Source organism: Acetobacter suratthaniensis, assembly GCF_017377745.1.
In the GTDB taxonomy this organism is placed as follows: Bacteria; Pseudomonadota; Alphaproteobacteria; order Acetobacterales; family Acetobacteraceae; genus Acetobacter; species Acetobacter suratthaniensis.
In genome coordinates, this window is sequence record NZ_JAFVMG010000003.1 from 186,868 (window position 1) to 210,121 (window position 23,254).

The 23,254-nt window shown below is 58.3% G+C and carries 18 protein-coding genes and 1 tRNA gene; 12 read left to right on the forward strand and 7 right to left on the reverse strand.

All coding sequences use genetic code 11. The annotated features are described in order from the left end of the window. Positions 1-113 precede the first annotated feature (113 nt). Complete coding sequence (locus tag J2D75_RS05610) at positions 114-1,154, reverse strand: ABC transporter substrate-binding protein (RefSeq protein WP_207853724.1); 1,041 nt, start codon at positions 1,152-1,154, stop codon at positions 114-116. A 118-nt stretch (positions 1,155-1,272) separates the two neighbouring features. Here J2D75_RS05610 and J2D75_RS05615 point away from each other — a divergent pair. Next, positions 1,273-1,348 (forward strand) — tRNA-Asn (locus J2D75_RS05615). 26 nt (positions 1,349-1,374) lie between these two features. On the opposite strand, the gene J2D75_RS05620 is transcribed toward J2D75_RS05615, so the two are convergent. Continuing rightward, the gene (locus J2D75_RS05620) at positions 1,375-1,737 is read right to left on the reverse strand and encodes a RidA family protein (RefSeq protein WP_207853726.1); all 363 of its coding nucleotides are present in this window, start codon (positions 1,735-1,737) and stop codon (positions 1,375-1,377) included. A gap of 28 nt (positions 1,738-1,765) precedes the next feature. Continuing rightward, positions 1,766-2,614: a pantoate--beta-alanine ligase gene (gene panC, locus J2D75_RS05625; protein WP_207853727.1), complete on the reverse strand. Its 849-nt coding sequence runs from the start codon at positions 2,612-2,614 to the stop codon at positions 1,766-1,768. A gap of 173 nt (positions 2,615-2,787) precedes the next feature. Between panC and dnaE the strand changes: the two genes are divergently transcribed. The 11 genes from dnaE (at position 2,788) to J2D75_RS05680 (ending at position 19,210) form a co-directional block, all read left to right on the forward strand. Continuing rightward, complete coding sequence (gene dnaE, locus J2D75_RS05630; RefSeq protein ID WP_207853729.1) at positions 2,788-6,207, forward strand: DNA polymerase III subunit alpha; 3,420 nt, start codon at positions 2,788-2,790, stop codon at positions 6,205-6,207. 4 nt (positions 6,208-6,211) lie between these two features. Further along, positions 6,212-7,585, forward strand: coding sequence for an anthranilate synthase component I family protein (locus tag J2D75_RS05635; protein ID WP_207853731.1), 1,374 nt, complete (start codon positions 6,212-6,214; stop codon positions 7,583-7,585). Then, positions 7,582-8,412 (forward strand): aminotransferase class IV, encoded by an 831-nt coding sequence (locus tag J2D75_RS05640; RefSeq protein WP_207853739.1) that lies wholly within the window; start codon positions 7,582-7,584, stop codon positions 8,410-8,412. Before J2D75_RS05635 ends, J2D75_RS05640 begins: the two co-directional genes overlap by 4 nt. A 243-nt stretch (positions 8,413-8,655) precedes the next feature. Continuing rightward, on the forward strand, positions 8,656-9,771 hold the full coding sequence (locus J2D75_RS05645) for a Rieske 2Fe-2S domain-containing protein (RefSeq protein ID WP_207853746.1): 1,116 nt from the start codon (positions 8,656-8,658) through the stop codon (positions 9,769-9,771). A gap of 157 nt (positions 9,772-9,928) precedes the next feature. After that, positions 9,929-10,711 carry a 30S ribosomal protein S2 gene (gene rpsB, locus J2D75_RS05650; RefSeq protein ID WP_207853748.1) on the forward strand — a complete coding sequence of 261 codons (783 nt, stop codon included), beginning with the start codon at positions 9,929-9,931 and terminating at the stop codon, positions 10,709-10,711. 133 nt (positions 10,712-10,844) lie between these two features. Next, positions 10,845-11,750 carry a translation elongation factor Ts gene (gene tsf / locus J2D75_RS05655; RefSeq protein ID WP_207853750.1) on the forward strand — a complete coding sequence of 302 codons (906 nt, stop codon included), beginning with the start codon at positions 10,845-10,847 and terminating at the stop codon, positions 11,748-11,750. A gap of 19 nt (positions 11,751-11,769) precedes the next feature. Continuing rightward, positions 11,770-12,537 (forward strand): DNA repair protein RecO, encoded by a 768-nt coding sequence (gene recO / locus J2D75_RS05660; RefSeq protein ID WP_207853752.1) that lies wholly within the window; start codon positions 11,770-11,772, stop codon positions 12,535-12,537. A 155-nt stretch (positions 12,538-12,692) separates the two neighbouring features. Continuing rightward, complete coding sequence (parC, locus tag J2D75_RS05665) at positions 12,693-14,900, forward strand: DNA topoisomerase IV subunit A (RefSeq protein ID WP_207853754.1); 2,208 nt, start codon at positions 12,693-12,695, stop codon at positions 14,898-14,900. A 684-nt stretch (positions 14,901-15,584) separates the two neighbouring features. Beyond that, on the forward strand, positions 15,585-16,616 hold the full coding sequence (gene qhpR, locus J2D75_RS05670) for an AraC-like transcriptional regulator QhpR (RefSeq protein ID WP_207853756.1): 1,032 nt from the start codon (positions 15,585-15,587) through the stop codon (positions 16,614-16,616). 178 nt (positions 16,617-16,794) lie between these two features. Next, the gene (locus tag J2D75_RS05675; protein ID WP_207853765.1) at positions 16,795-17,673 is read left to right on the forward strand and encodes a phytanoyl-CoA dioxygenase family protein; all 879 of its coding nucleotides are present in this window, start codon (positions 16,795-16,797) and stop codon (positions 17,671-17,673) included. 79 nt (positions 17,674-17,752) lie between these two features. Beyond that, complete coding sequence (locus tag J2D75_RS05680; RefSeq protein ID WP_207853768.1) at positions 17,753-19,210, forward strand: APC family permease; 1,458 nt, start codon at positions 17,753-17,755, stop codon at positions 19,208-19,210. Positions 19,211-19,596: 386 nt separating this feature from the next. Here J2D75_RS05680 and J2D75_RS05685 read toward each other — a convergent pair whose 3' ends face one another. The 4 genes from J2D75_RS05685 to J2D75_RS05700 form a co-directional block, all read right to left on the reverse strand. Next, positions 19,597-20,370 carry an arginyltransferase gene (locus J2D75_RS05685; RefSeq protein ID WP_207853770.1) on the reverse strand — a complete coding sequence of 258 codons (774 nt, stop codon included), beginning with the start codon at positions 20,368-20,370 and terminating at the stop codon, positions 19,597-19,599. Positions 20,371-20,437: 67 nt separating this feature from the next. Then, the gene (hemB, locus tag J2D75_RS05690; protein ID WP_207853778.1) at positions 20,438-21,442 is read right to left on the reverse strand and encodes a porphobilinogen synthase; all 1,005 of its coding nucleotides are present in this window, start codon (positions 21,440-21,442) and stop codon (positions 20,438-20,440) included. A 115-nt stretch (positions 21,443-21,557) separates the two neighbouring features. Then, the gene (locus J2D75_RS05695; RefSeq protein WP_207853780.1) at positions 21,558-23,042 is read right to left on the reverse strand and encodes an amino acid permease; all 1,485 of its coding nucleotides are present in this window, start codon (positions 23,040-23,042) and stop codon (positions 21,558-21,560) included. Between the two features lie 14 nt (positions 23,043-23,056). Beyond that, the coding region (locus J2D75_RS05700) for a hypothetical protein (protein WP_207853782.1) at positions 23,057-23,254 on the reverse strand (198 nt) is incomplete at its 5' end.

Here is a 23,254-nt window from a genome sequence, read left to right on the forward strand (position 1 = left end):
TTGGTGAGAATGTTTTCATCACATTTGTATATAGAGAATAATTTAAGAATGAGGGCCGGAGTTTACCCGGCGTCATTTTATGGCTGAGTGGGGTTGGCCGGGTGCTGCCGATATCAGGCATGCAGCACGTTACGGGTGAACTTGTGCGCGAGTGCGGCTGAGTCCTCAAGATCGGGCATTAAACCGATCAGTTGCAGTTCATCGCAGTACTGGGCGATCTGATCGCGGAAAGCGCCGCCTGCAACCGGGCGTATGAGCGGCTCGCTATGGAGCATGGCGCGCGCACTGTCGCTGCTCAGGGCCGGGGTGTCATCGGCAATCAGGGTGGCGACTTCATCGCGGTGGGTGTCGGCCCAGTGGGCGGCGTCCATCAGGGCCAGAACCAGTGCGGTGGCGGCTGCCGGGTCTTCGGCCAGTGCTGCGTCACTGACGCCCAGCACAAGGCTGGTGCGCTCGGCGTAATGTCCTGTGTTGCTACCGACCAGTTCGGTGAACAGATCGGGGTGTTCATGCAGAAGCTGCCAGCCAACAGGGTCGTGGGCTGCTACGGCTTCGATCTTCTGGGCCTGTGCTGCCTCGGCAATCTGGTCAACCGGCATGTCCTGCCATGTGATCCGGTTCATGGCATCCAGCCCTTTGCGGCGCATCATCACGGCAAAGAACAGCTTGTCCGCCGCATTGCGGTCGGGAATGGCCACAGTGCGGCCCATGAGCTGATCAAGCCGGGTAATGCCGCTGCTGCGCCGCACCAGCAGGCGGAAGTTGCCGGGCTGCACGCCAAGCACCAGCCGGGCGGGCAGGGTGTTGTTGAGATACTGAATCCAGATCAGGGCCGAGGCTACAGCGTAATCAAACGCCTTGTTCTGCATTGCGTCGAGCGTTTCATGGCCGTTGGCGCTGGAGGAAACAACCTCGATATCCAGATTGTAATGGGCAAAAAAGCCCTTTTGCTGGGCGGCTGCAAAAACCGGACAATGCTCCGCTCCAGACCAGCCAAGGCGCAGTTTGCGGTAAGAACCATCCGGCTGCGCACGTGGGTGCCTGTTATGCAGGTGCGGAGCAAGAATAAGCCCTGCGGCAGTGGCGGTGCTGGCAAGAACAGCCCCGGTAAGCAGGGCGCGACGCGAGAGGGAAAAGTGACCTTGGCTACTCATTCTCCCTGCTTACTACGAGTCAGGCTGGCTGTCGGCGGCGAAGTCAAAAAAAAGCAAAAAAAACATCAGCAAGGGGGTTTACGCGTACGAAAAGGGCCGCTATACGATGCCTCGCTGATCCCGAATAGCTCAGTTGGTAGAGCAAGCGACTGTTAATCGCTGGGTCGTAGGTTCGAGTCCTACTTCGGGAGCCAGCCTGAATTTTCCTTCAAAAATTCTATTATGGCGCGGCGGCAACGCCAGTCAGTTCCACCTTCCAGCGTGGGTCGGCCAGCTTGGCCTGAACCGTAGCGCGGGCAGGTTTGTTCGCACGGTCCAGCCATGCGTCCCATGCGCGGTTCATGTCCTCCATATCCGCCATGTCAGCCAGAAAAATCTGTACCGAGATCAGGCGGCTCTTGTCTGTGCCGGCTTCGGCCAGCAGGGCATCGACCTGTTGGAGGATGTCGGCCATCTGTCCCTGAGCATCAAGCTCTGGGTTATCCGCTACCTGTCCGGCAAGATGGATGAGGCCGTTATAAACAACGGCCCCCGTCAGGCGTTCTTCTGGAGCAAGGCGGGTGAGTGGTGGTGTGCTGGTCATGAGTTTTCCTTTGTTTGGGTGAGCGTTTTTACGCGGTTGCTGACACGGGCATGTTATCGATCAGCCTGACATCGCCCAGTGTCGCCGCCACGAACAGGCGTGCGCCGGGTTCGGGGTGGGAAAGGGGTTGCAGTGTCTGCTGTGCGCGCAAATCCAGATAATGCACTGTAAAACCTGCGGCCTGTAATGTGGTGGCGCACTCTGCAAGGGCTGAGGCACTCGGCTGGCCGGCCAGCAAGGCAGCCAGGCAGGTTTTGAGGGCTGCGGGTAGCAGGGCAGCCTGTTGGCGCTCGGCGGGGCTGAGCCTGCGATTGCGCGAGGACAGGGCCAGTCCATCGGCTTCGCGCACCGTGGCGACAGGCAGAATGTCCACCGGCATATCCATATCGCTCACCAGTCTGCGGATAATGCAGAGCTGCTGGTAGTCTTTTTCGCCAAAAGCTGCGATCTGTGCGCCGGTCTGGTTCAGCAGTTTGCTGACAACTGTAGCCACACCATCGAAATGGCCGGGGCGGTCGCCCCCGCACAGCATGGAATCGAGGCCCGAAACCATCACACGTGTTGCAAAACCCGGTGGGTACATTTCGTGCTCGTTGGGATTGTACAGCACGTCCACCCCGCCTGTGGCGGCCAGTAGTGCTACATCGGCTTCCACGCCGCGCGGATAGAGCTTGAAATCTTCCGGGTTGTTGAACTGGATCGGGTTGACGAAAATGGTCACGATACGCCGGGTGGCTTTGCCCTCCAGAGCGTTGACCAGCGCCAGATGTCCATCATGCAGGGCGCCCATGGTCGGCACCACGCCAATGGTTTCGCCTGCGCTGCGCCATTGTTCGACAAGGGCGCGCAGGTCTTTTCTGGTCTGGACGATATGCATGAAAAATCCTGAAGCAATGACACCAAACCGCGCAGTAGGGCGCGGGCGGGCAGTCTAGCCCTAGCCTGCTTGCAGGGCCAGCGCCGCCCCGGCTCTGGCCGGGGGGCAGGGTGGAGGGTGAATGGGCCTGTCAACGGGTGGGAAACTGGGGGCGGACTGTGCTATGCAGGGGTATGCCGCATGCAGATTTTGTTCATCTTCGGGTTCATTCCGCTTACTCGCTGAGTCAGGGGGCCATACGCGTTCCCGAGATCGTGGCCAAAGCGCAGGAAATGCGGATGCCTGCCGTGGGCATGACCGATTCCGGCAATCTGTTCGGCGCGCTGGAGTTTTCGCAATATTGCGCCAAGGCTGGTGTGCAGCCCATCATCGGTTGCCAGATTGGCCTGCCTGCCCGCAATGACAAGCCGGGCGCTCCGGCTGAACCCATTGTCCTGCTTGCACAGAACGAGGTGGGGCTGGCTAACCTCCAGTTCCTCTCCTCCTACGGTTTTCAGCATAGTGATCCGGCCGACCCGATCGTGGGGCTGGATACCCTGTGCGAAAAAGCCGAAGGGCTGATCCTGCTTACAGGTGGCACACGCGGGCCTTTGTTTCAGATGCTGGCCGAAGGGCAGAAAGACGAGGCCGAGCGCTGGCTTGCCCGTCTGGCCGAGGTGTTTGGTGACAGGCTGGTGGTGGAACTGCACCGCCACGGCCTGGCTGTGGAAAAAGCGGTGGAGCCGGGTGTGCTGGGGCTGGCAGACCGTTTTGGTCTGCCACTGGTTGCGACCAATGAATGCTTTTTTCCCGCGCCCGATCTGTACGAGGCACATGACGCGCTGCTGTGTATTGCGCAGGGCCGCACGATGGCTGAGCGGGAGCGTTTTCGCGTAACGTCCGAGCACTGGTTTAAACCGCCGGAGATGATGCGGGCCCTGTTCGCGGATCTGCCCGAAGCCTGCGACAACACGCTTGAAATCGCCCGCCGCTGCGCCATCAAGGTGGAAACGCGCAGCCCCCTGCTGCCAGTCTGTCCAAAGGTGCGTGAGGGCGCAACCGAAGACCAGACCCTGCGCGCCATGGCGCATGAAGGGCTGGAGCAGCGCTTTACCGGCATGGCGCTGGATGAGGAAACCAAAGCCCGCTATCAGGCCCGGCTGACATTCGAGTTGGATATTATCTCGAAAATGGGTTTCCCCGGTTACTTCATGATCGTTGCGGACTTTATCCAGTGGGCCAAGTCGCATGATATTCCGGTGGGGCCGGGCCGTGGTTCGGGGGCGGGGTCGCTTGCGGCATGGGCGCTGACCATTACCGATATTGATCCTATTCCTTTCAACCTGCTGTTCGAACGGTTTTTGAACCCCGAACGTGTGTCCATGCCTGACTTTGATATTGATTTCTGTCAGGACAGGCGTGACGAGGTTATTTCCTATGTGCGGGGTGAATACGGGGCTGACCGTGTCGCGCAGATCATTACCTTCGGTAAGTTGCAGGCGCGTGCTGCCGTGCGCGATGTGGGGCGTGTGCTGGGCCTGCCATATGGCATGGTTAACCGCGTAGCCGAGCTTATTCCAAACAATCCTGCAAAACCCGTGACGCTGAAAGAAGCCATTGCGGGCGAGCAAAAACTGCAGGAGATGCGCGACAGCGACGAGGCCCTGCGGCGCCTGCTCGAAATTGCCCAGCAGCTTGAAGGGCTGTTCCGCCACGCCAGTACACACGCCGCCGGTGTGGTCATTGGTGACCGGCCGCTGGTAGAACTGGTGCCGCTCTACCGAGACCCCAAAAGCGATATGCTGGTTACCCAGTATAATATGAAGTTTGTGGAGCAGGCGGGGCTGGTCAAGTTCGACTTTCTGGGGCTGACCACACTCACCATTCTGCGGCGCGGGGTCGATTTTATTGCCCGCATGGGCCAGAGCGTGGAGCTAGGTCGTATCCCGCTGGATGATGCCGCAACCTACGACATGCTGGGCCGTGGCGATGCCGCGGGTGTGTTCCAGTTCGAAGGTGCTGGCATGCGAGACGTGCTCAAGCAGATGCGCCCCACCCGGCTGGAAGACCTGATTGCCGCCGTGGCGCTGTATCGCCCCGGCCCGATGGCAAATATTCCCGATTACTGTCGGCGTAAACATGGCGAGGCCTGGGAGCCCCCGCACGAGGAAATCCGGGATATTCTTGAAGAGACCTACGGCATCATGGTCTATCAGGAACAGGTTATGCAGATCGCCCAGAAAATGGCGGGCTACAGTCTGGGTGGCGCTGACCTGTTGCGGCGCGCCATGGGTAAAAAAATCCGTGCGGAAATGGATCAGCAGCGCGAGATTTTCACCACCGGGGCAGTCGGGCGCGGGATTCCCAAAGACAAAGCCGTTGAGGTGTTCGACCTCATGGCAAAATTTGCTGACTACGGCTTTAATAAATCACACGCGGCTGCGTATGCGCTGGTGTCTTACCAGACCGCGTGGATGAAGGCCAATCACCCCGTAGCGTTTCTGGCAGCCTGTATGTCGCTCGCACGGGAAAAAACAGAAAAACTCGCGGCTTTACGGCAGGAAGCCGAACGCATGGGCATTGCCGTGCTGCCGCCCGATATCAACCGTTCCGAAGCTGATTTTTCCGTAGAGCAGCAGCCCGATGGCACCTATGCCATCCGCTATGCGCTGGCGGCGATCAAGAAAGTGGGTTTCGGGGCCATGGAATCGCTGGTGGCTACACGGGGTAAGCAGCCCTTTGCCGATCTGGTGGATTTTGCCACGCGTATAGACCCGCGCAACATCAACCGCATGCAGGTGGAAAATCTTGCAAAAGCCGGCGCTTTTTCCTGCCTCGATCCCAATCGTGCGCGTGTGCATGGTGCCGCGGACACGCTCCTGCGTCGTGCGCATTCACAGGCACAGGAGGCGGCTTCAGGCCAGATCGGGCTGTTTGGCGGTGGCGGGCAGAAAGAACCCCTGCGGGTGGAAGACCGGCCCGACTGGCCCGAGTTCGAACGGCTGGCTATGGAGGCCGAAGCCGTAGGCTTTCACATGACGGCGCATCCGCTGGATTCTTACGGCTCGGTTCTGCGGCGGCTGGGGGTTACCCGTATGTCGCAGCTTCTGTCTGCGGCGGAATCGGGTACGGCCCGTGTGCGGATTGCGGGCTGCGTGGTGGATCGCAAGGAACGCCCAACCCGTACAGGTAACAAGATGGCATGGGTGCGCCTGTCCGATGCGTCCGGCGGGTGCGAAGTGACGGTGTTTTCGGAAGTTCTGAGCCGAGTGCGGGATATTCTGGTTGCCGGCACAGCCGTTCTGGTAACGGCGGAGGCCAAGCTGGAGGGCGAAGCCCTACGCCTGACAGCGCAGGATATTGTCGATCTTGAACAGGCGGCGGCACAGGAACAGGGGCGTATGCGTGTCTGGCTGGAAGGTGTGCATGCGCTTCCCCCTTTGCAGGCGATGCTGAATGAGCAGAAGGGGGGCGCGGGGCGTATTGTTCTGATGCCCGGCGTGGCCGAAAGCCGTGATGTCGAGGTCAGGCTGAAAGGCGGCTACAAGGTAACACCTGTGCTGGCACAGAAACTACGCACCGTGCCCGGTATTTCCAAGGTGGAGCAGATTTAACCCAATGGCATGGTTGCGTGAGTTGCCCTGGCGTGAGCCAGATAGCGTGCTGGCGGCATGGGGGAATGTGCCATGGTGTGCTTTTCTGGACAGTGGCGGCGCTTTGGAAGAACGCAGCCGGTGGCGTTTTTTCTGCCATGCGCCCCGGCATGTGCTGCATGTCCAGGCCGGGCGGGTTATTCTGGATGGACGCGATCTGGGGCAGATGTCCGCAGCACAGGTTCTGTCTTTTCTGCGTAGTCTATGCCCCTGGTACGATGCTCTGGCCCAGCAAGTGGAGGGGGTGCCGTTCAGTGGCGGGCTTGTAGGGTTTGCCGGATACGCATTTGGGCTCGCGCTGGAAGGGATAAACAGTGCGCATGCGGCACAGGCGGATGTGCCGGATATGGCCGTGGCTCTGTATGAGTATGCCTACGCATGGGATAGGCAGGAAAAGCGCTGTTATGTCAGTGGTTTTTCGCATGATGGATACGATTCAACGCGTTGTGTCGCCGCATGGTATGCCGTGCCGGAACAGATGGCACCTGTCCCGGCCTGTCCCTCTTTTACGCTTGAGCCGGATCAGTCTGCGGATTCCTATCGTCGGGCTGTGGCGCAGGCGCGCGAACTGATTGCGGCTGGCGATATTTTTCAGGTCAATATAACCGGACGCTATACAGCGCTCCTGCCGGATGGGGTGTCGAAGGTTGATCTGTATCGGCGGCTGCGGGCGCATGCTCCAGCCCCTTTTGGGGCGTATCTGTCCTGCGGGGCGGATTTTTCTCTGTTGTCCTGTTCGCCCGAGCGGTTTGTGAGTGTCAGCGACCGGGGGGCGGTGGCGTCACGGCCGATCAAAGGCACAGCCCCACGCGGGCAGGATGCGGCACAGGATGAGGCGTTTGCCCGCATGCTGGCAGCAGATGAAAAGGAATGTGCCGAAAACCTGATGATTGTTGATCTGATGCGCCATGACATCGGGCGCGTTGCCCGCATAGGCAGTATGCAGGTTCAGGACTTTCTGAAGGTGGAACGTTTTGCCCATGTACACCATCTGGTGTCGGAAGTGCGAGGCACCCTGCAGCCGGAGCATGATGCGTTTGACCTGCTGGCCGCGACCCTGCCGCCGGGTTCGGTCACCGGGGCGCCAAAGCACAGGGCGCTGGAAATTATTGATATGTTGGAGGCTTCTCCCAGAGGGGCCTATTGTGGAACGGTTTTTCGTATCGGGGTGGACGGCAGCATGGATAGTGCCGTCATTATCCGCAGCTTTGAATGTGCGGGCCGGGTCATGAGGATTGGCGTGGGCGGGGGCATTACCATCCTGTCCGACCCACAGAAGGAATATGAGGAAATGCGTCTGAAACTGGCTCCATTTGCTGCGTTTGCGGAGGGCGTATGAGCCTGATGTGGCTGAACGGGGAACTGGTGCCGCTCGCTGCCGCGCGGATCAGTCCTATGGATCGTGGTTTTACGCTGGGTGATGGCCTGTTTGAGACCATGCGTGTGCGTGCGGGGTGGGTCATGAATCTTTACGCCCATATGCACCGGCTGGTTGAAGGCGGGCGGATTCTGGGCCTGCCTGTGCCAGATACCGGTGCCGTGCGGCAGGCTCTGTGCGAATTGCTGGATGCTACCGATATTGAAGAGGGCAGTATCCGCCTGACCCTGAGCCGGGGCGAAAGCCCGCGTGGCCTGCTCCCCCCTGCCAACACCCGCTCCACACTGGCCCTTACGGCCAGTCCGGGGGCTTTTGCCCGGACAACGGTGCGTGCCATTACCAGCGGGTTGATCCGGCGGGATGAAACCTCTCCGCTTTCGCGTATCAAAAGCCTGAATTACCTGCCCGGCATTCTGGCCCGGCAGGAAGCCGCCCGCGCCAATGCGGAAGAAGCCCTGCTGCTGAATATGCAGGGCCGGGTGGCGGAGAGTACCATCAGCACCATTATCGTGGCATCGGAAGACGGAGAGCTGACCACCCCACCGGTGAGTGAGGGCGCTCTGCCGGGTGTTGCGCGTGGCGTGTTGCTGGCACGCGGGCTGGTGCGCGAAGCGCCGCTTGAGAACGAACAGATCCTGTGGGCGCGGGGGGTGTGGCTGGTCAATACGCTTTCATTGCGTGAGGTAACGGTGCTGGACGGGCAGGCGCTGGCCACCGACCCTGTATTGACGGAGACTCTGGCTGCCTGTTTCGATACCGCGTCCGATACGTGGGCTGATGGCCCCTGATAGGCGGCGTATCGTGTAAGAGATGCGCCCGTTCTGTCCTGCCGTATGGTAGAAAACCGCAGAGTGTTCCGATCACGCGCCTTAAAGGTTGGGGCGGGTGGTCAGGCATGCAGGAGAAGGGCTTGCATGACAGACCAGAAGGCGGAATCGTGCCAGCCGCCGCACGGTCGGCATGCGCCACGCACGGGTCGAGGGTATCTGTAACGCCGTGGCACCAACGCAGTGCAACATGAGGGGGATATCATGCAGGCGGAAACAACAGAACGGCAGGGCAGTGGTGTAAATGCTCCCCGATATGACCTGCGCCAGATCGATTGCGACCCTAATTTCTGGTATCCTGTTGCCTGGTCACGCAAGGTGCGGCCCGGTAAGGCATTTGCCGCGCGGTATGCTGGTGAACCCATTGCGCTGATCCGGCCTGAATATGGCCCGGTTTATGCTCTGGAAGACCGCTGTGCACACCGTCAGGTGCCGCTAAGTAAAGGCGTGGTGGATGAAAAAGGCTGTGTAAAGTGCTGCTACCACGGCTGGGCGTTTAATCAGCAGGGGCAGTGTGTCACGGTGCCTTATCTGAACCGCGAGGATGTGGGGCGGCCCGTACGCACCTTTCCATGCCGTGAAAAAGGCGGGCTGATTTTTATCTTCCCCGGCGATCCCGCTCTGGCTGACAGCGTGCCGGTGCCCGACATCGCGCAGGTGGGTAACCCTGAATATAAAACCCGACAGTTCAACCCGCGCCTGAAATGCCATTACACCTTCATGCACGAAAACCTGATGGACATGAACCATCAGTTCCTGCACCGCCGCCAGATGGGGTCGATTACGGCCCGTTTTTTAGGGCAGGACAAAGGCGAGAATTTTCTTGAGGCGCGTTACAGCTTTGCCCGCACGGCGGGCAGCCAGCCGCTTGCCGAAGCGCTGATTTTCGGACGCCATCACGATCTTGAAGGGCGCGAACAGCCGGTGGAAGAGGTTGTCTCCATCCGCACCACCTATCCGTACCAGACGTTGCAGATCCACGATAAGGATGGCGATCTGATCATGGATCTGTGGGTCTGTTATGTGCCGCTGGGTAAAACCCAGCAGGTTACGCAGGCGTTTGGGCTGCTGTCGGTCAAGAAACCCAAATGGGCTTTCCTGCTTGATATTGCATGGCCTGCCCTTGGCCTGTTCACACATCGCATTTTCGAGGAAGACCGCGAAATCGTGGAGATGGAGCAGGCCGCGTGGCGTGAACTGGGGGGAGATCATAATATAGAAGTCTTTCCCGTAGTGCGGAACCTGCGCACCCTGCTGGCAGCCCACGGGGTGCCAAACCGCTTTGCCCAGCCCCAACCTGCCCCGGCGCTGGCTGGCTGAGCTTTTTGTCCTTGCCTGCATGGCCAAAAAACGCCATACAGGCGCCGCCCGGCTTTTGGTCGGGACTACGCACGCGGGGCCATGCCTCACTGGTGTCGGGTTTTAATAATCCGGCAGCGCTCCGCGGAGGTACAACCAGATAAGTAGGATCACGCCAATGGCGATGCCCGATTTCACACTGCGTCAGCTCCTTGAAGCTGGTGTTCACTTTGGTCACCACACCCGCCGCTGGAACCCGCGCATGGCGCCGTACCTGTTCGGTGTGCGCAACCAGGTTCACATCATCGACCTGCAGCAGACCGTTGGCCTGCTCGACCGCGCCCTGAAGGCGATTCGTGATGTTGTGGCCGGTGGTGGCCGCGTTCTGTTCGTTGGCACCAAGCGCGCCGCACAGGACCCGATTGCTGAAGCAGCCCGTCGTTGCGGCCAGTATTACGTCAACCATCGCTGGCTGGGCGGCATGCTCACCAACTGGAAGACCATTCAGGGCTCCATCAAGCGTCTGCGCCAGATCGAAGAAACCCTCGAAGGCAACACGTCCGGCCTGACCAAGAAGGAAATTCTTGATCTGACCCGCCAGCGCGACAAGCTGGAGCGTTCGCTCGGTGGTATCAAGGAAATGGGCGGCCTGCCGGACGTCCTGTTCGTGATCGACACCAACAAGGAAAAGCTGGCCATTGAAGAAGCCAACAAGCTGGGTATCCCGGTTGTGGCCATTCTGGACAGCAACTCCGACCCGCGTGGCGTGACCTTCCCGGTTCCGGGCAACGATGACGCGATCCGCGCTATCGGCCTGTACTGTGATCTGGTGTCCGCTTCCGTGCTGGATGGTATTTCGGCCGAGCTGGGCGCTTCTGGTGCTGATCTGGGCGCTTCTGAAGACCTGGTTGAAGAACCGGCTCTGGAAGAAGCAGCAGCCGACGCTCCGGTGGCTGGCTGATACGTCTTCAAGGAAGGCAGCCCGGTTTCGACCGGGCTGTTTTCATTTGTCACGGCCCACTTTAAGTGGGTGGAAAAATACCTTGGCGCGCCCTGAACAGGGGCGCGCCAAGGGTTTATAAGGAGTACGGAAGATGGCGGAAATTACCGCAGCACTGGTCAAGGATCTGCGCGAGAAAACCGGCGCGGGCATGATGGATTGCAAAAAGGCGCTGAACGAAGCGTCTGGCGACATCGAAGCGGCCATCGACTGGCTGCGCAAGAAGGGCCTTGCCGCCGCTGCCAAGAAGTCTGGCCGTGTTGCTGCTGAAGGTCTGGTTGCTGTAGCCTCCACCGACCGTTCCGCTGCCATGGTTGAAGTGAACGCTGAAACCGACTTCGTGGCACGTAACGAAGCTTTCCAGAGCTTTGTTGAAGAAATTGCCAAGGTTGCGCTCAAGGTTGGTGAAGACCTCGAAGCCATTAAGGCTGCTACGCTGGCCAGCGGTCGCACCGTGGCTGATGAGCTGACGCACCTGATCGCCACCATTGGCGAGAACATGTCCCTGCGCCGCGCCCGCGTGTTCACTGTGCCGTCCGGCGTTGTGGCTACCTATGTACACGGCGCGCTACGTCCGGGTCTGGGCAAGATCGGCGTTCTGGCCGCTATTGAAGCGCCGAGCGCGTCTGACGCGATCGAACAGCTTGGCCGCCAGATCGGCATGCATGTTGCCGCAACCCGTCCGTCTTCGCTGGATGTGGACAATCTGGATCAGGATGCCGTCGAGCGTGAGCGCGCCGTGCTGATCGAGCAGTCCCGCGCTTCTGGCAAGCCCGAAGCCATCATCGAAAAGATGGTCGAAGGCCGTATCCGCAAGTTCTACGAAGAAGTGGTGCTGCTGGAGCAGGTCTGGGTGCATGACGGCGAAACCCGCGTGAAGGACGTGGTGAAGAAGGCTGGCGTGAAGCTGGCTGGCTTTGACCGCTTCCAGCTGGGCGAAGGCATTGAAAAAACCGCTGACGACTTCGCTGCCGAAGTTGCCAAGGTTGCTGGCGTCTGAGCGTAAGGCTTCCGTGAGTATGAACAAGGGCGGGGTGTCTCCAGAGGAGGCCCCCGCCCTTGTTGTTTCTACCGCCCTCATGGGCGAGACAGCCGCGCGCGTGCATGTGCTGACCGAGGCCGAAGGGCTGGTGCGGGGCATGGCGCATGGCGGGGCCAGTCGGGCCGGGCGCGCTTTGTGGCAGCCCGGTAATGTCGTGCGCACGGCGATCCGCCAGCGTGGCGAGGCCGGGTTGCCTGCGTTTTCGGGCGAATTGCTATATGGCTGCGCAGGACGCCTGTTTTCCGCGCCGCTGGCGCTGGCCATGGTGCAGTCTGCCTGCACGCTCCTTGATACGACCCTGCCAGAGCGTGAACCCTGCCTGCCGCTGTTTGCCACGACCGTGCGGCTTTTGTCTTTTCTGGGTTATGATGCGGCGGTGGCTGAACGTGAGGGGATGCCCCATTATATTCTTTGGGAGGCCGAACTGCTGCGTGCACTGGGTTTCGGGCTTGATCTGGGCTGCTGCGCCGTAACGGGCAGTCAGGATGATCTGGTTTATGTGTCACCCCGTAGCGGCCGGGCTGTCAGTAGTGCCGGGGCAGGGGAGTGGAAAGACCGTCTTCTGCCGCTACCCGCGTTTATGCGGGATGGGCAGGCCGAAGGTAGCCTTAAGGACTGGCAGCAGGGGCTGGCTCTGACCGGGTATTTTCTCGCCCGCCATGCTTTTGGCCAGCGGCACCGGCCTTTGCCCGCCGCGCGTGAGCGCCTGGCCGAAAGACTGGCCCAACAGGATAAGGCGGGTTGATCCGCCAGTAACCCGATAACGGCAGGGGCCAAAGACAGGCTGTGCGTGCGAGGGCTGTTTCGGGCATGACAAGGCTGGCACAACGCGGGCAGGGTCTATATGTCTGGCAGGTCGGAACGCCCGATTGATGAAATGGCGCGTGTGCGGAGCAGGAAATGAACGAGACAGTCGCAGGTCATATAGAAGAGACAAAGCTGGCGGATGCGCTGAGCGAGCGTTATCTGGCCTACGCGATGTCCACCATCATGTCGCGCTCGTTGCCTGATGTGCGTGACGGCCTCAAGCCGGTTCATCGGCGGCTGGTTTACGCCATGCACCAGCTCAAGCTGGATCCGGCCTCCGGGTTCAAGAAATGCGCCCGCGTGGTGGGTGATGTCATCGGTAAGTTTCACCCCCATGGCGATGCCTCGGTTTACGAGGCGCTGGTGCGTCTGGCGCAGGATTTTGCCGCCCGCTATCCGCTGGTGGAAGGGCAGGGCAATTTTGGCTCCATCGACGGCGATAATGCCGCCGCCATGCGATACACCGAAGCCCGCCTGACCGATGTCGCCGTAGCCCTGCTGGACGGCATTGAAGACGATGCCGTGGATTTTCGCCCGACCTATGATGGCGAGGAGCAGGAACCCGTTGTCCTGCCTGCCGCGTTTCCTAATATCCTTGCTAATGGCGCTGCGGGTATTGCGGTGGGTATGGCCACAAGCATTCCGCCGCATAATGCGGCTGAGGTCTGTAAGGCTGCCGCTGTGCTGGCGCGCAGGCCCGAAGCTGATACGGCTGAACTGCTGACCCATATTGCCGGGCCGGACTTCCCGACTGGTGGCCTGATCATGGAAGACGCGCATGCCATAGCGCAGGCGTATGAGACCGGGCGGGGCGGTTTCCTTATCCGTGCGCGCTGGCATGTTGAACAGGGTCGTTTTGGCACATGGCAGATCGTGGTGACGGAAATCCCGTATCAGGTGCAGAAATCGCGCCTGATCGAGCAGATTGCCGAGGCCATGGAGCAGAAAAAGCTGCCGCTGCTGGGTGATGTGCGGGATGAAAGCACGGATGAAATCCGTCTGATTCTGGAGCCCAAGTCACGCGGGATCGAGCCGGAAGTGCTGATGGAAACCCTGTTCAGGGCGAAGCTGCTGGAAAGCCGTTTTGCGCTGAACATGAACGTGCTCGGGCCAGACCGCGCGCCTGCCGTTATGGGGCTTAAGGCTGTTCTGCGGGCATGGCTCGACCATCGGCATGAGGTGCTGGAGCGTCGCAGTCGCCACAGGCTGACTGCGGTGGAACGCAGGCTTGAAATTCTGGCTGGCTTTCTGGTCGTTTACCTCAACCTTGATGAGGTGATCCGCATCATCCGCGAGGAGGACGATGCCAAGGCCAGCCTGATGCAGGTTTTCAGCCTGACAGACCTGCAGGCGGAATCGGTGCTGAATATGCGCCTGCGTAGTCTGCGCAGGCTTGAGGAAATGGACATCCGGCGTGAGCACGATACGCTTTCGGCCGAAAAGCGCAGCCTGCTCGCCCTGCTGGGCGATCATGGCCTGCGCTGGGAGCGGATTGCTACCGAACTGGATGGCATGGCCGTGCAACTGGCCAAAGGCCCTATTGGCCAGCGTCGCAGCACCATTGCCAGTGCGCCCAAGGCGGTGGATGTGTCGGTGGTTGATGCGGTGGAGCGTGAACCGCTTACCATGATCCTGTCGCAAAAAGGCTGGGTGCGTGCGCTCAAAGGCCATGTGAGCGATCTGGAAGGCCAGAAGTTTAAGGAGGGCGATGCCCTCAGGCTGGCAGTACCCTGCCAGAGCACGGACAGACTGTGCTTTTTTGCAACCGATGGGCGGGCTTTCACTGTGCGCGGGGCCGATCTGCCACGCGGGCGTGGCGATGGCCAGCCTGTGCGTTTGCTGATGGATCTGTCGAACGACGAGGAACTGGTGGCTGTCTTCGTGCTGGAAGCTGGAGGGCGCAGGCTTGTGGCCTCCAGTGCCGGGCGCGGCATGGTTGTGGAAGATGACTCGCTGGTGGCGGAAAAACGCTCCGGGCGGCAGGTGCTCAACCTCAAGTCCGGCGAGGTTGCACGGGCCTGTGTTTCGGCACAGGGCGATCATGTAGCGGTGTTGGGGGATAACCGGAGGTTTCTTGTTTTCCCGCTTGAGGAATTGCCAGTCATGGCGCGCGGGCTCGGGGTGGCATTGCAGAAATATACCGAGGGTGGTTTGCGTCATGTCGTTGTATTTGATGGGGGCGGTGGGCTGATCTGGCCCGGTAATGCCCGCCCCCGTAGCTTGGACGACCTGCGTGACTGGCAAGGTAAGCGTGCGGGGGTAGGCAAGGCGGCTCCAGCCTGGGCGTTACGTAAGGGCTAGGGTGTTTCGTCAGGAGCCTCGATAAGAACGGAGATGCGTTGCAACTGGATGAAATCAATGTTCATTACAGAATTGCAACCTGTCTCCACTATCATAGCTAATAACTGACGACATACCTTGGCGTGATATTGCCAGTACCAAGCAGCGCAAATGGGCTATTGGCAGGAGCAGATACGATCTCGCCAATGAACGGAGCATTTCGGCTGGAACCGGATGGAGAAATATTGCTTTTCACAGCAATCGGTTGATAGCCCATTACATGACTGAATCAGTATGGTTGGATGCGGGTGGCTGAGGCTATTCTGTGTTTACAGGGTTTTATAGGCCAGCGACGTTACTTTGTATCTTATCGTCTGGACTATCTTTGCCAGGCTACCTTCTGGCGCGGAAACTTGTGTTCCGGCGGGAGTGATAGAACAAATTCCTGAATTGGGTAGATGAACTGCGGATCGAATGGCGCTCTATTGCCTTGGGGAAGTGGTAGAGCCGGTTTGTCGAAAGTTTCAACGAAACCCTTGTCACTCCGTGAAACCTCAGTCAAAAATCAGAAATTCCTCTTTTCATTGGTAATAAAAAGAGGAAACATCATAACGATTGAGTGTTGCCTGCAATATAGGAAATATCATCACAGCCTGCCATACGCGGATAAAGGCCAATATCATGCAAAAAGCAATGCGCCCTCACATGCGAACGGAAGATGATACAGGGGTAATGGCATCCGTTACGTTTGGCCTTGAGGACTTCATCACGCGGCAGGGTGGTAAAAGTGCTGAAATTCTAAGGCATGCTGGTCTCGAACCTCATCTGTATGAACAGCCAAATCGTGTCATATCGCTTAAACGCTATTGTGGTGTGCTGCTGACTGCGGAGCGCACGCTGGATGACGAATATTTCGGTTTGCGGTTCGGGGCGCAGGCTTCTCCCGAAGGGTTGGGGATTGTGGGCTATCATGCGATGAACGCACCCAATCTGTGGGGGGCCGTGCAGAGTTTGCAAAGATACTTCAACGTGCTGCAACAGCGTAGCAAGTTACGGGCTTTCAGTGTTGGCGATGCCTGTTTGTTGGATTATCAGGTGCCCGATAGCGCCATTCCGGGGCATAGGCACGATGCCGAGTTGACCATGGGCTTGCTGGTCGGGTTGTTCCGGCGGGGTATGGGGCAGGACTGGTCGCCTCTGGCGGTACATTTCCGGCATATGGCTTCTGGTTCAGGACATCCGCACAGAGAAATGTTGGGTTGTGATGTCCGCTTCGGGCAGGCGCATGATGGTATCCTGTTCAGAAAAGATACGTTTGAGCAGACCATGGCGGATGCTCGTCCTATGCTGCATCGTATCACAGGGGCCACATTGGATGAGCTGCTCCAGAGTGTACCGCAAGCGCACGGTTTTAGTGGACATGTCCGGCAGAAAATCATTGAGCGTCTGTCTGGTGGAGATATCAGCCTTGAGGCGATTACGCGTGATATGAATGTGTCGCTGCGCAGTTTCCAGCGTCAGTTGGCTTATGAAAATCAGTCCTTTAAATCCATTCTCGATGATGTCAGGCGTGAGCAGGCGCTGCAGTATCTCAAGTTTGAAAACCTGTCTGTTTCGGATATCGCCTATCGGCTTGGCTATTCGGAAATCAGCGCCTTTACGCGCGCCTTTGTCCGCTGGGAGGCAATGGCTCCTTCGGCCTGGCGGGCCCAGTACGGTTTGTATACGTCCCTGTAAAGCTGGCGGCTGAAGTCAAGAAAAGCGGCTCTGGTGTCAAATGTTTCGGTTCCGAAATGTGATATCGATGGCATGATCGACACGCTGCTTAACAGCTGGGACAGGACAGAATTGTCCAATCTCTCTCTGAAAAGTGCGTGTGTTTCTAGACAGAGTTACTTTTCTTTGGAGAACGAGCATGTTGAACCGCCTGCCCAATACTGCGACCGCCGATGAAGTTAGCGTTTCTCTGAAAGAGCACGGATACGTTATTATCGATGAACTGGTGCCAGCGGCTGTTATGGATCGTCTGGCAGAGGAAATGGCGCCCCATATCGCGTCCACCCCCTATGGCGAAGACAAATTTCTGGGGTTTAGCACGCAAAGAACAGGCGCCATGATCGCGCGTTCTCCTACTGCGCGCGAACTTGTCATGAACCCTCTAGTGTTGGGAGTAGCAGAGCGGCACCTGCATAAAGCCTCTACCTTTCAGTTGCATCTGACACAGGTCATTACGGTACATTCCGGCTCTCCTGAGCAGGTGCTGCATCAGGATCAGCTTGCATGGGATTTTTTCCCTTTTCCTGATGATTATGAGGTTCAGTGTAATACGCTTTGGGCCATGACCGATTACACTGCGGAAAACGGGGCTACACGTATTGTGCCCAATAGTCAGTACGTTGGGGTGAATAAAAAATTCCCACCCGAAGCCGGTATCCCTGCAGAAATGAAGAAAGGCTCTGTCCTGCTTTATACTGGCAAGGTCTATCATGGTGCCGGGGCCAACAGAACGGATTTTCCTCGCCAGGCCATTAACATCACCTACGCTGTGGGGTGGGTAAGGCAGGAAGAAAACCAGTATCTGGCGACACCTTTTGAAATTGCCAAAACCCTGCCAGATGATCTGCTCAGGCTGATGGGTTATCAGTGCGGCTGTTTTGCCATGGGCTATGTCCGTGATTTCGAAGATCCGCTTGCCTATCTTAAAGGGAGTACTGAGCGCCACTCGGCTGGTTTCAATGTATTAAGCAAAACGGCAAACGAAACATCATCTGAATATCTGCAGTCTCTAAAGTAAAATTTTAATTTCAAAATAAAAATTCCAGACACGAAAGCAGATTCCTCCAAGGCTTTGGAGACAGTAAGGAGTTTGCCGTATGGCGCAATCATCATCAGTCAAACAGATAGAAGCAGACGCACCCGCCGGCCGTCTCAAAGGGGGGCTGGGGCCGATTGGTATTGCCATGATGGTGGTTGCCACAGCCGCACCGCTGACTGTCATGGTCGGAGTAAGCCCGCTGATTATCGGTTCGGGGAATGGTGTGGCGGCTCCCCTCGATGCGCTGGCAGTCGGGGGCGTAATGTTGCTCTTTTCCATCGGGTTTGTAGCAATGTCGCGGTATATCAACAATGCCGGTGCATTTTATGCTTATATACTCAAAGGCATGGGCACAATGATGGGGCTTGGTGCAGCCTCTTTGGCAGTTCTTTCCTATACGCTTATTCTCATCGCGCTTGAGGCATATATCGGTGTTGTGTTGCAAAACACGGTAGAGGACTTCCTCCATGTTCATGCAGCATGGTGGTTATATGCTTTAGCGATTGTTCTGCTTGTCGGGATATTAGGGTACAGGAATGTGGAGGTCAGCGCCAAGGTTCTGGGTATTGCTCTAATTCTGGAAATCGGGGTGATTGTACTGCTGGACTTAACGATACTGACGAAGGGGGGAGAATCAGGGCTGCCCGTAACGCCTTTCCATGTGTCGGAAATGTTATCTGGTTCTCCAGGTTTAGGCGTGCTGTTCTCGATTTTTGGTTTTATTGGTTTTGAATCTACGGTTGTTTACCGCGAGGAGGCCAGCAGGCCAGAACGCTCAATTCCACTTGCGACGTATATTGCGGTCGGTTTTATCAGTCTTTTGTATTTTGTATCGTTCTACTGCGAAATAGCTGGCGTGGGTGCTGACACGGTTAAAGAAACGGCGTCGAGCCATATGGATACGCTTTATCTTGATCTGGTTACGACTTATCTGGGGCAAATACTGCATGATGTGGCTCAGATACTGCTTGTGACAAGCCTGTTCGCGGTTGTTATTTCCATCCACAATATTGTGGCGCGTTACAAATATGTGCTGGGTGGCTGTGGGGTTTTGTCAGAACATCTGGCCAAGGTACATACCGATCATGCTTCCCCTTATGTGGCATCGGTAGTGCAGACTGCCGTCTCCTTTATAGTGCTTTGTGCTGCGGTATTGTTTGGGTTTGATCCCGTGACGCAGATTTATGCTCTGGGGGCGGCAGCGGGCACGCTTGGATATATGGTTATTGTCGCTTTGGCGAGTTTTGCCATTATCCTGTTCTTTGCCCGGAACAAGAGTTCAGCCGGGGCATGGAAAACCATTATTGCACCGGGGCTGGCGTTCATTGGTCTGAGCGCGTTTCTCTTCGTGGCGCTGAGTAATCTGCCTGCCCTGACAGGTAGCGACGGGAATATGGTGAATACGCTTATCGTGGTGGTGCTGTGTGTGGCGTTTATGTTGGGGGCGGGAGGAGGGCTGATCATGAAGCTAAAAGCCCCAGTGCGCTTTGGTGCTATTCGTCTGCAGCTTGAATAAACGCGGCGGATTGCTTTGATGTCTCGTGAAGATAGAGGCCGTTAGGCTCAGGGCTTATTTTGTTGAGAGAGAAGAGGAAGTGTGCGGCGGTGTGAAGTGCGGCCATGAATGTGGGAGTTGCCACAGTCGTATCGGGCGATAACACGCCGCCAGTCTTTCCGTTTTGTCATTATGTTTTCGATCGGGTGGTGCTTTTTATACAGAGGCCTGTCGGAAGGTGGCTTTATTTTGTTCGCCCGACATGGCGGCGTTAAGCAGGGATTCTGCCGGGGGACTCTGTGGGCCAGAGGAACATGCAGCTTAATCCGTCTTCAATAAATTAACGGGTTCTGAGCCAGACCAAGCGCGGAGAGTGATTGGGTGGTGTGGGGGCTGGAGCAGACTGGTTAGAACAGGGGGGCGTCTGGAAACAGGTCTGCCCGGCCTGTTTCGACAGGTTCATCTGGGTTAAGGGTCTGCCACTGGCCAGCCCGCAGGATTTCAGCCGGGCGGTAGCGGCTTTTGTAAGCCATTTTGGGGCTGCCCGGCACCCAGTAGCCCAGATACAGATAGGGTTTTCCCAGCAGGATGGTCTGGCGCGCCAGAAACAGGATGACATGGCAGCCTAGAGAGCGGTGCGGCATGTCGGGTCTGTAAAAACTGTAAACGGCCGAAAGCCCGTCTTCCAGCACATCAATCAGGCTTACGGCCACCAGCGTATCTGCTTGATCGCGGAATTCGATCACGCGGGTATCCACTGGCGTATCTTCCAGCATGACGGCGTAGTCCTGCTCGTTCATGCCCGCCATGTCGCCATCCGCGTGGCGGTTGTCCAGATACAGGCGGAACAGCGCGTATTGCTCGGCGGTGGCGGTGGGGGGGCAGAGCGTGGCCCCCAGATCGGCATTGCGCCGCCAGACCCGGCGCTGGGTTCTATCAGGCTGGAAAGCCGCCACTGGCAAGCGAATGGGAATACAGGCCGAACATCCAGCACAGAGCGGAGCATAGGCCAGCGTATGGCTGCGCCTGAACCCCGCGCGTGAGAGGTGACTATGCAGCCTGTCAGCCTCTGGCACTGACAGGTCGGCCAGTACCTTGCGTTCCATACGGTTCGGCAGATAGGGGCAGGGCTGCGGAGTGGAGGCAAAGAACAGGCGCGGCAGGGGGAGGCGAGGGGTCATGCGTCCCCCGCCGTATCAGCAGGCAAGCTGCCAGTTACCCTATCCTGCAGGCGCCTGTCCAAGGGGCTTACTGCCCGTAGGTCTGGCGCAGGGTCTGTGCGGCTTCAATGGCGAAGTAGGTCAGCACGCCATTGGCACCCGCACGGCGGAAGGCCAGCAGGCTTTCCATGATGGCGCGTTCACGATCCAGCCAGCCGTTGTTGATGGCGGCCATCAGCATCGCGTATTCGCCCGAGACCTGATAGGCGAAGGTTGGCACGCTGAAGGTGTCGCGCACGCGGCGGATGATATCCAGATACGGCATGCCGGGTTTGACCATGACCATGTCAGCCCCTTCCTCAAGATCCATGGCGACTTCGCGCAGGGCCTCATCAGAGTTGGCGGGGTCCATCTGGTAGGTTTTTTTGTCGCCCTTGAGCATGCTGCCCGAGCCCAGCGCATCGCGGAACGGGCCGTAAAAGGCGCTGGCGTATTTGGCGGCATAGGACATGATACGCGTGTTGATCATGTCCTGCGCGTCCAGCGCCTCGCGGATTGCGCCAATCCGCCCGTCCATCATGTCGGACGGTGCGATGATGTCAACGCCCGCCGCCGCCTGATTGACCGATTGCTGAACCAGCACCCGCACGGAGGCATCGTTCGTCACGTAATCGTTTTCGATCAGGCCATCATGACCGTGGCTGGTATAAGGGTCGAGTGCGACATCGCCAATCAGTGCCATGTCGGGAAACTCGCGCTTGAGCAGGCGTGCGGCCCGACACATCAGGTTGTCGGGGTTTGTAGCCTCACTCCCCACTTCATCCCGCACGGAGGACGGCGTGACAGGGAACAGGGCCAGAGCCGGGATGCCCAGCTTGGCGGCGGGTTCGACATGGGCGGCAAGCTGGTCCAGCGTGACACGCAGCGCGCCGGGCATGGAGGCCACCTCGGTAATGGTGTTGCTGCCTTCCGTGAAGAAAATCGGCCAGATCAGATTGCTGATGCTCAGCGTGTTTTCAGCCACCAGTCGGCGCGTGGCCGCGTCAACACGGTTGCGGCGTGGGCGGGTCATGGGAAAGCGACCAGCCATCATGGCGGTATCTCCTGCAAGGCATGCCGTCCCGTGCGGGGCATGCCGCACGGGGCTTGAACTGCGTTAATGAATGCCCAAACTATGCGCCCTCAGGGTGTCTATGCAACCCATGTGCTCAGGTCTGTGGGGCGGTGTTGTCGGGTTTGGCTTGAGCAAGCCTGCTATGCGTGCGGCCATAAGCGACATAAATGACCATGCCGATGGCCAGCCACACGACCAGACGCAGCCATGTCATCTGGTCAAGAAAGATCATGACAGAACCACAGCTCAGCACGCCCAGAACCGGAATGATGTCACCCCCTGGCACCTTGAAGGGGCGTGGTGTGTCAGGTGCTGTGCGGCGTAGCGCCATGACACCGGCACAAACCAGCACAAACGCCAGAAGCGTGCCGATGGACGTCATATGCCCCAGTTCGGAAATGGGCAGAAAAGCGCTGAGCAGGCAGGTCAACCCCATAAAGAACAGGTTGGACAGCCACGGTGTCTGGTAACGCGGGTGGGTAATGCTGAACAGGCGCGGCAGCAATCCGTCACGCGACATGGCAAAGAAAACCCGGCTCTGCCCCAGCAGCATGCCCAGCAGCACCGAGGTAAATCCGCAGATAATACCGATTTTTACCGCGGTTTGCAGCCAGTGATACGGTGTGCGGTTGATGGCGGTGGCCACGGGCGCGGCATCTCCCACCATATCGCGGTAATTCACCAGCCCGGTCATGACCGTGGCAAAGGCGACATAAACCAGCGTACAGACAAGCAGGCTGCCCAGAATACCGATAGGCATATTGCGTGCGGGGTTGCGGGTTTCCTGCGCGGTGGTGGAAACCGCGTCAAAGCCGACATAGGCAAAAAAAATCGTGCCAGCCGCACGCATGACGCCCGAAAGCCCGAAATGTCCGAACGTGCCATCATTGGGTGGGAGAAAAGGATGATAATTGGCCGGGTTGATATAGGCTATGCCAAATCCGATAAATGCTGCGATCACCAGCAGCTTGATGGTGACAATAACGGCATTGACCATGGCAGACTGCGAAATGCCCCGGATCAGCACCCACGATACGCCGCAGATGGCCAGAGCCGCTGGCAGGTTGGCAATCCCGTGTGTGACGGAGCCATCGGCCATATGAAGGGTTTCGAAGGGTGAGGCTGTCAGGCGGGGGGGCAGTACAATCCCCCATGAATCGAGCAAGGACACGACATAGCGTGACCAGCTTACCGCAACAGTGGCAGCCCCCACGGCGTATTCCAGCACCAGATCCCAGCCGATGATCCAGGCCATCAGTTCACCCAGGGTGACATAGGCATAGGTATAGGCGCTGCCCGCAATCGGGATCATGCTCGACAGCTCACTGTAGCACAGGCCAGCGAATCCGCAGGCGATTGCCGCGACAAGGAACGATAGCACCACGGCCGGGCCTGCGTTTTCAGAGGCGGCAATACCGGTCAGTGAAAAAAGCCCCGCGCCGATAGTGGCCCCCACACCCAGCGCCACCAGATTGGCCGGCCCCAGTACGCGCTTTAATCCCTGCGTGGTTTCAAGGTTTGCCAGCGGCAGGCGGCGGGTCAAAGGTGAGAGCTTTCCGGGCGCAGGGGGGGGCTGCATGTATTTTTCTCCTGTCAGGCGAACGCGGAAAGCTGTAAGAAACCGTTCCACAATGTTGCTGCTATAAGACAGCGCACGGGCGCATCAGGCAAGATGTGTTCCCGGCGTAATGAAAAGTGGCGATCTACCCCCGGTCGTCCGCCATCGTGGCGCTGGACGGCCAGAGACTCTGATTTTGAGGAAACACTCGCATGAGCCACACCGATCTGGAC

Excerpts from the sequence above, each read along its gene's own strand:
- rpsB (WP_207853748.1), top strand. The coding sequence starts at position 9,929 with ATGGCGATGCCCGATTTCACACTGCGTCAGCTCCTTGAAGCTGGTGTT.
- parC (WP_207853754.1), top strand. The coding sequence starts at position 12,693 with ATGAACGAGACAGTCGCAGGTCATATAGAAGAGACAAAGCTGGCGGAT.
- J2D75_RS05680 (WP_207853768.1), top strand. The coding sequence starts at position 17,753 with ATGGCGCAATCATCATCAGTCAAACAGATAGAAGCAGACGCACCCGCC.
- J2D75_RS05675 (WP_207853765.1), top strand. The coding sequence starts at position 16,795 with ATGTTGAACCGCCTGCCCAATACTGCGACCGCCGATGAAGTTAGCGTT.
- tsf (WP_207853750.1), top strand. The coding sequence starts at position 10,845 with ATGGCGGAAATTACCGCAGCACTGGTCAAGGATCTGCGCGAGAAAACC.
- panC (WP_207853727.1), bottom strand. The coding sequence starts at position 2,614 with ATGCATATCGTCCAGACCAGAAAAGACCTGCGCGCCCTTGTCGAACAA.
- dnaE (WP_207853729.1), top strand. The coding sequence starts at position 2,788 with ATGCCGCATGCAGATTTTGTTCATCTTCGGGTTCATTCCGCTTACTCG.
- J2D75_RS05695 (WP_207853780.1), bottom strand. The coding sequence starts at position 23,042 with ATGCAGCCCCCCCCTGCGCCCGGAAAGCTCTCACCTTTGACCCGCCGC.
- hemB (WP_207853778.1), bottom strand. The coding sequence starts at position 21,442 with ATGATGGCTGGTCGCTTTCCCATGACCCGCCCACGCCGCAACCGTGTT.
- J2D75_RS05620 (WP_207853726.1), bottom strand. The coding sequence starts at position 1,737 with ATGACCAGCACACCACCACTCACCCGCCTTGCTCCAGAAGAACGCCTG.
- J2D75_RS05645 (WP_207853746.1), top strand. The coding sequence starts at position 8,656 with ATGCAGGCGGAAACAACAGAACGGCAGGGCAGTGGTGTAAATGCTCCC.
- J2D75_RS05640 (WP_207853739.1), top strand. The coding sequence starts at position 7,582 with ATGAGCCTGATGTGGCTGAACGGGGAACTGGTGCCGCTCGCTGCCGCG.
- qhpR (WP_207853756.1), top strand. The coding sequence starts at position 15,585 with ATGCGAACGGAAGATGATACAGGGGTAATGGCATCCGTTACGTTTGGC.
- J2D75_RS05635 (WP_207853731.1), top strand. The coding sequence starts at position 6,212 with ATGGCATGGTTGCGTGAGTTGCCCTGGCGTGAGCCAGATAGCGTGCTG.
- J2D75_RS05610 (WP_207853724.1), bottom strand. The coding sequence starts at position 1,154 with ATGAGTAGCCAAGGTCACTTTTCCCTCTCGCGTCGCGCCCTGCTTACC.
- recO (WP_207853752.1), top strand. The coding sequence starts at position 11,770 with ATGAACAAGGGCGGGGTGTCTCCAGAGGAGGCCCCCGCCCTTGTTGTT.
- J2D75_RS05685 (WP_207853770.1), bottom strand. The coding sequence starts at position 20,370 with ATGACCCCTCGCCTCCCCCTGCCGCGCCTGTTCTTTGCCTCCACTCCG.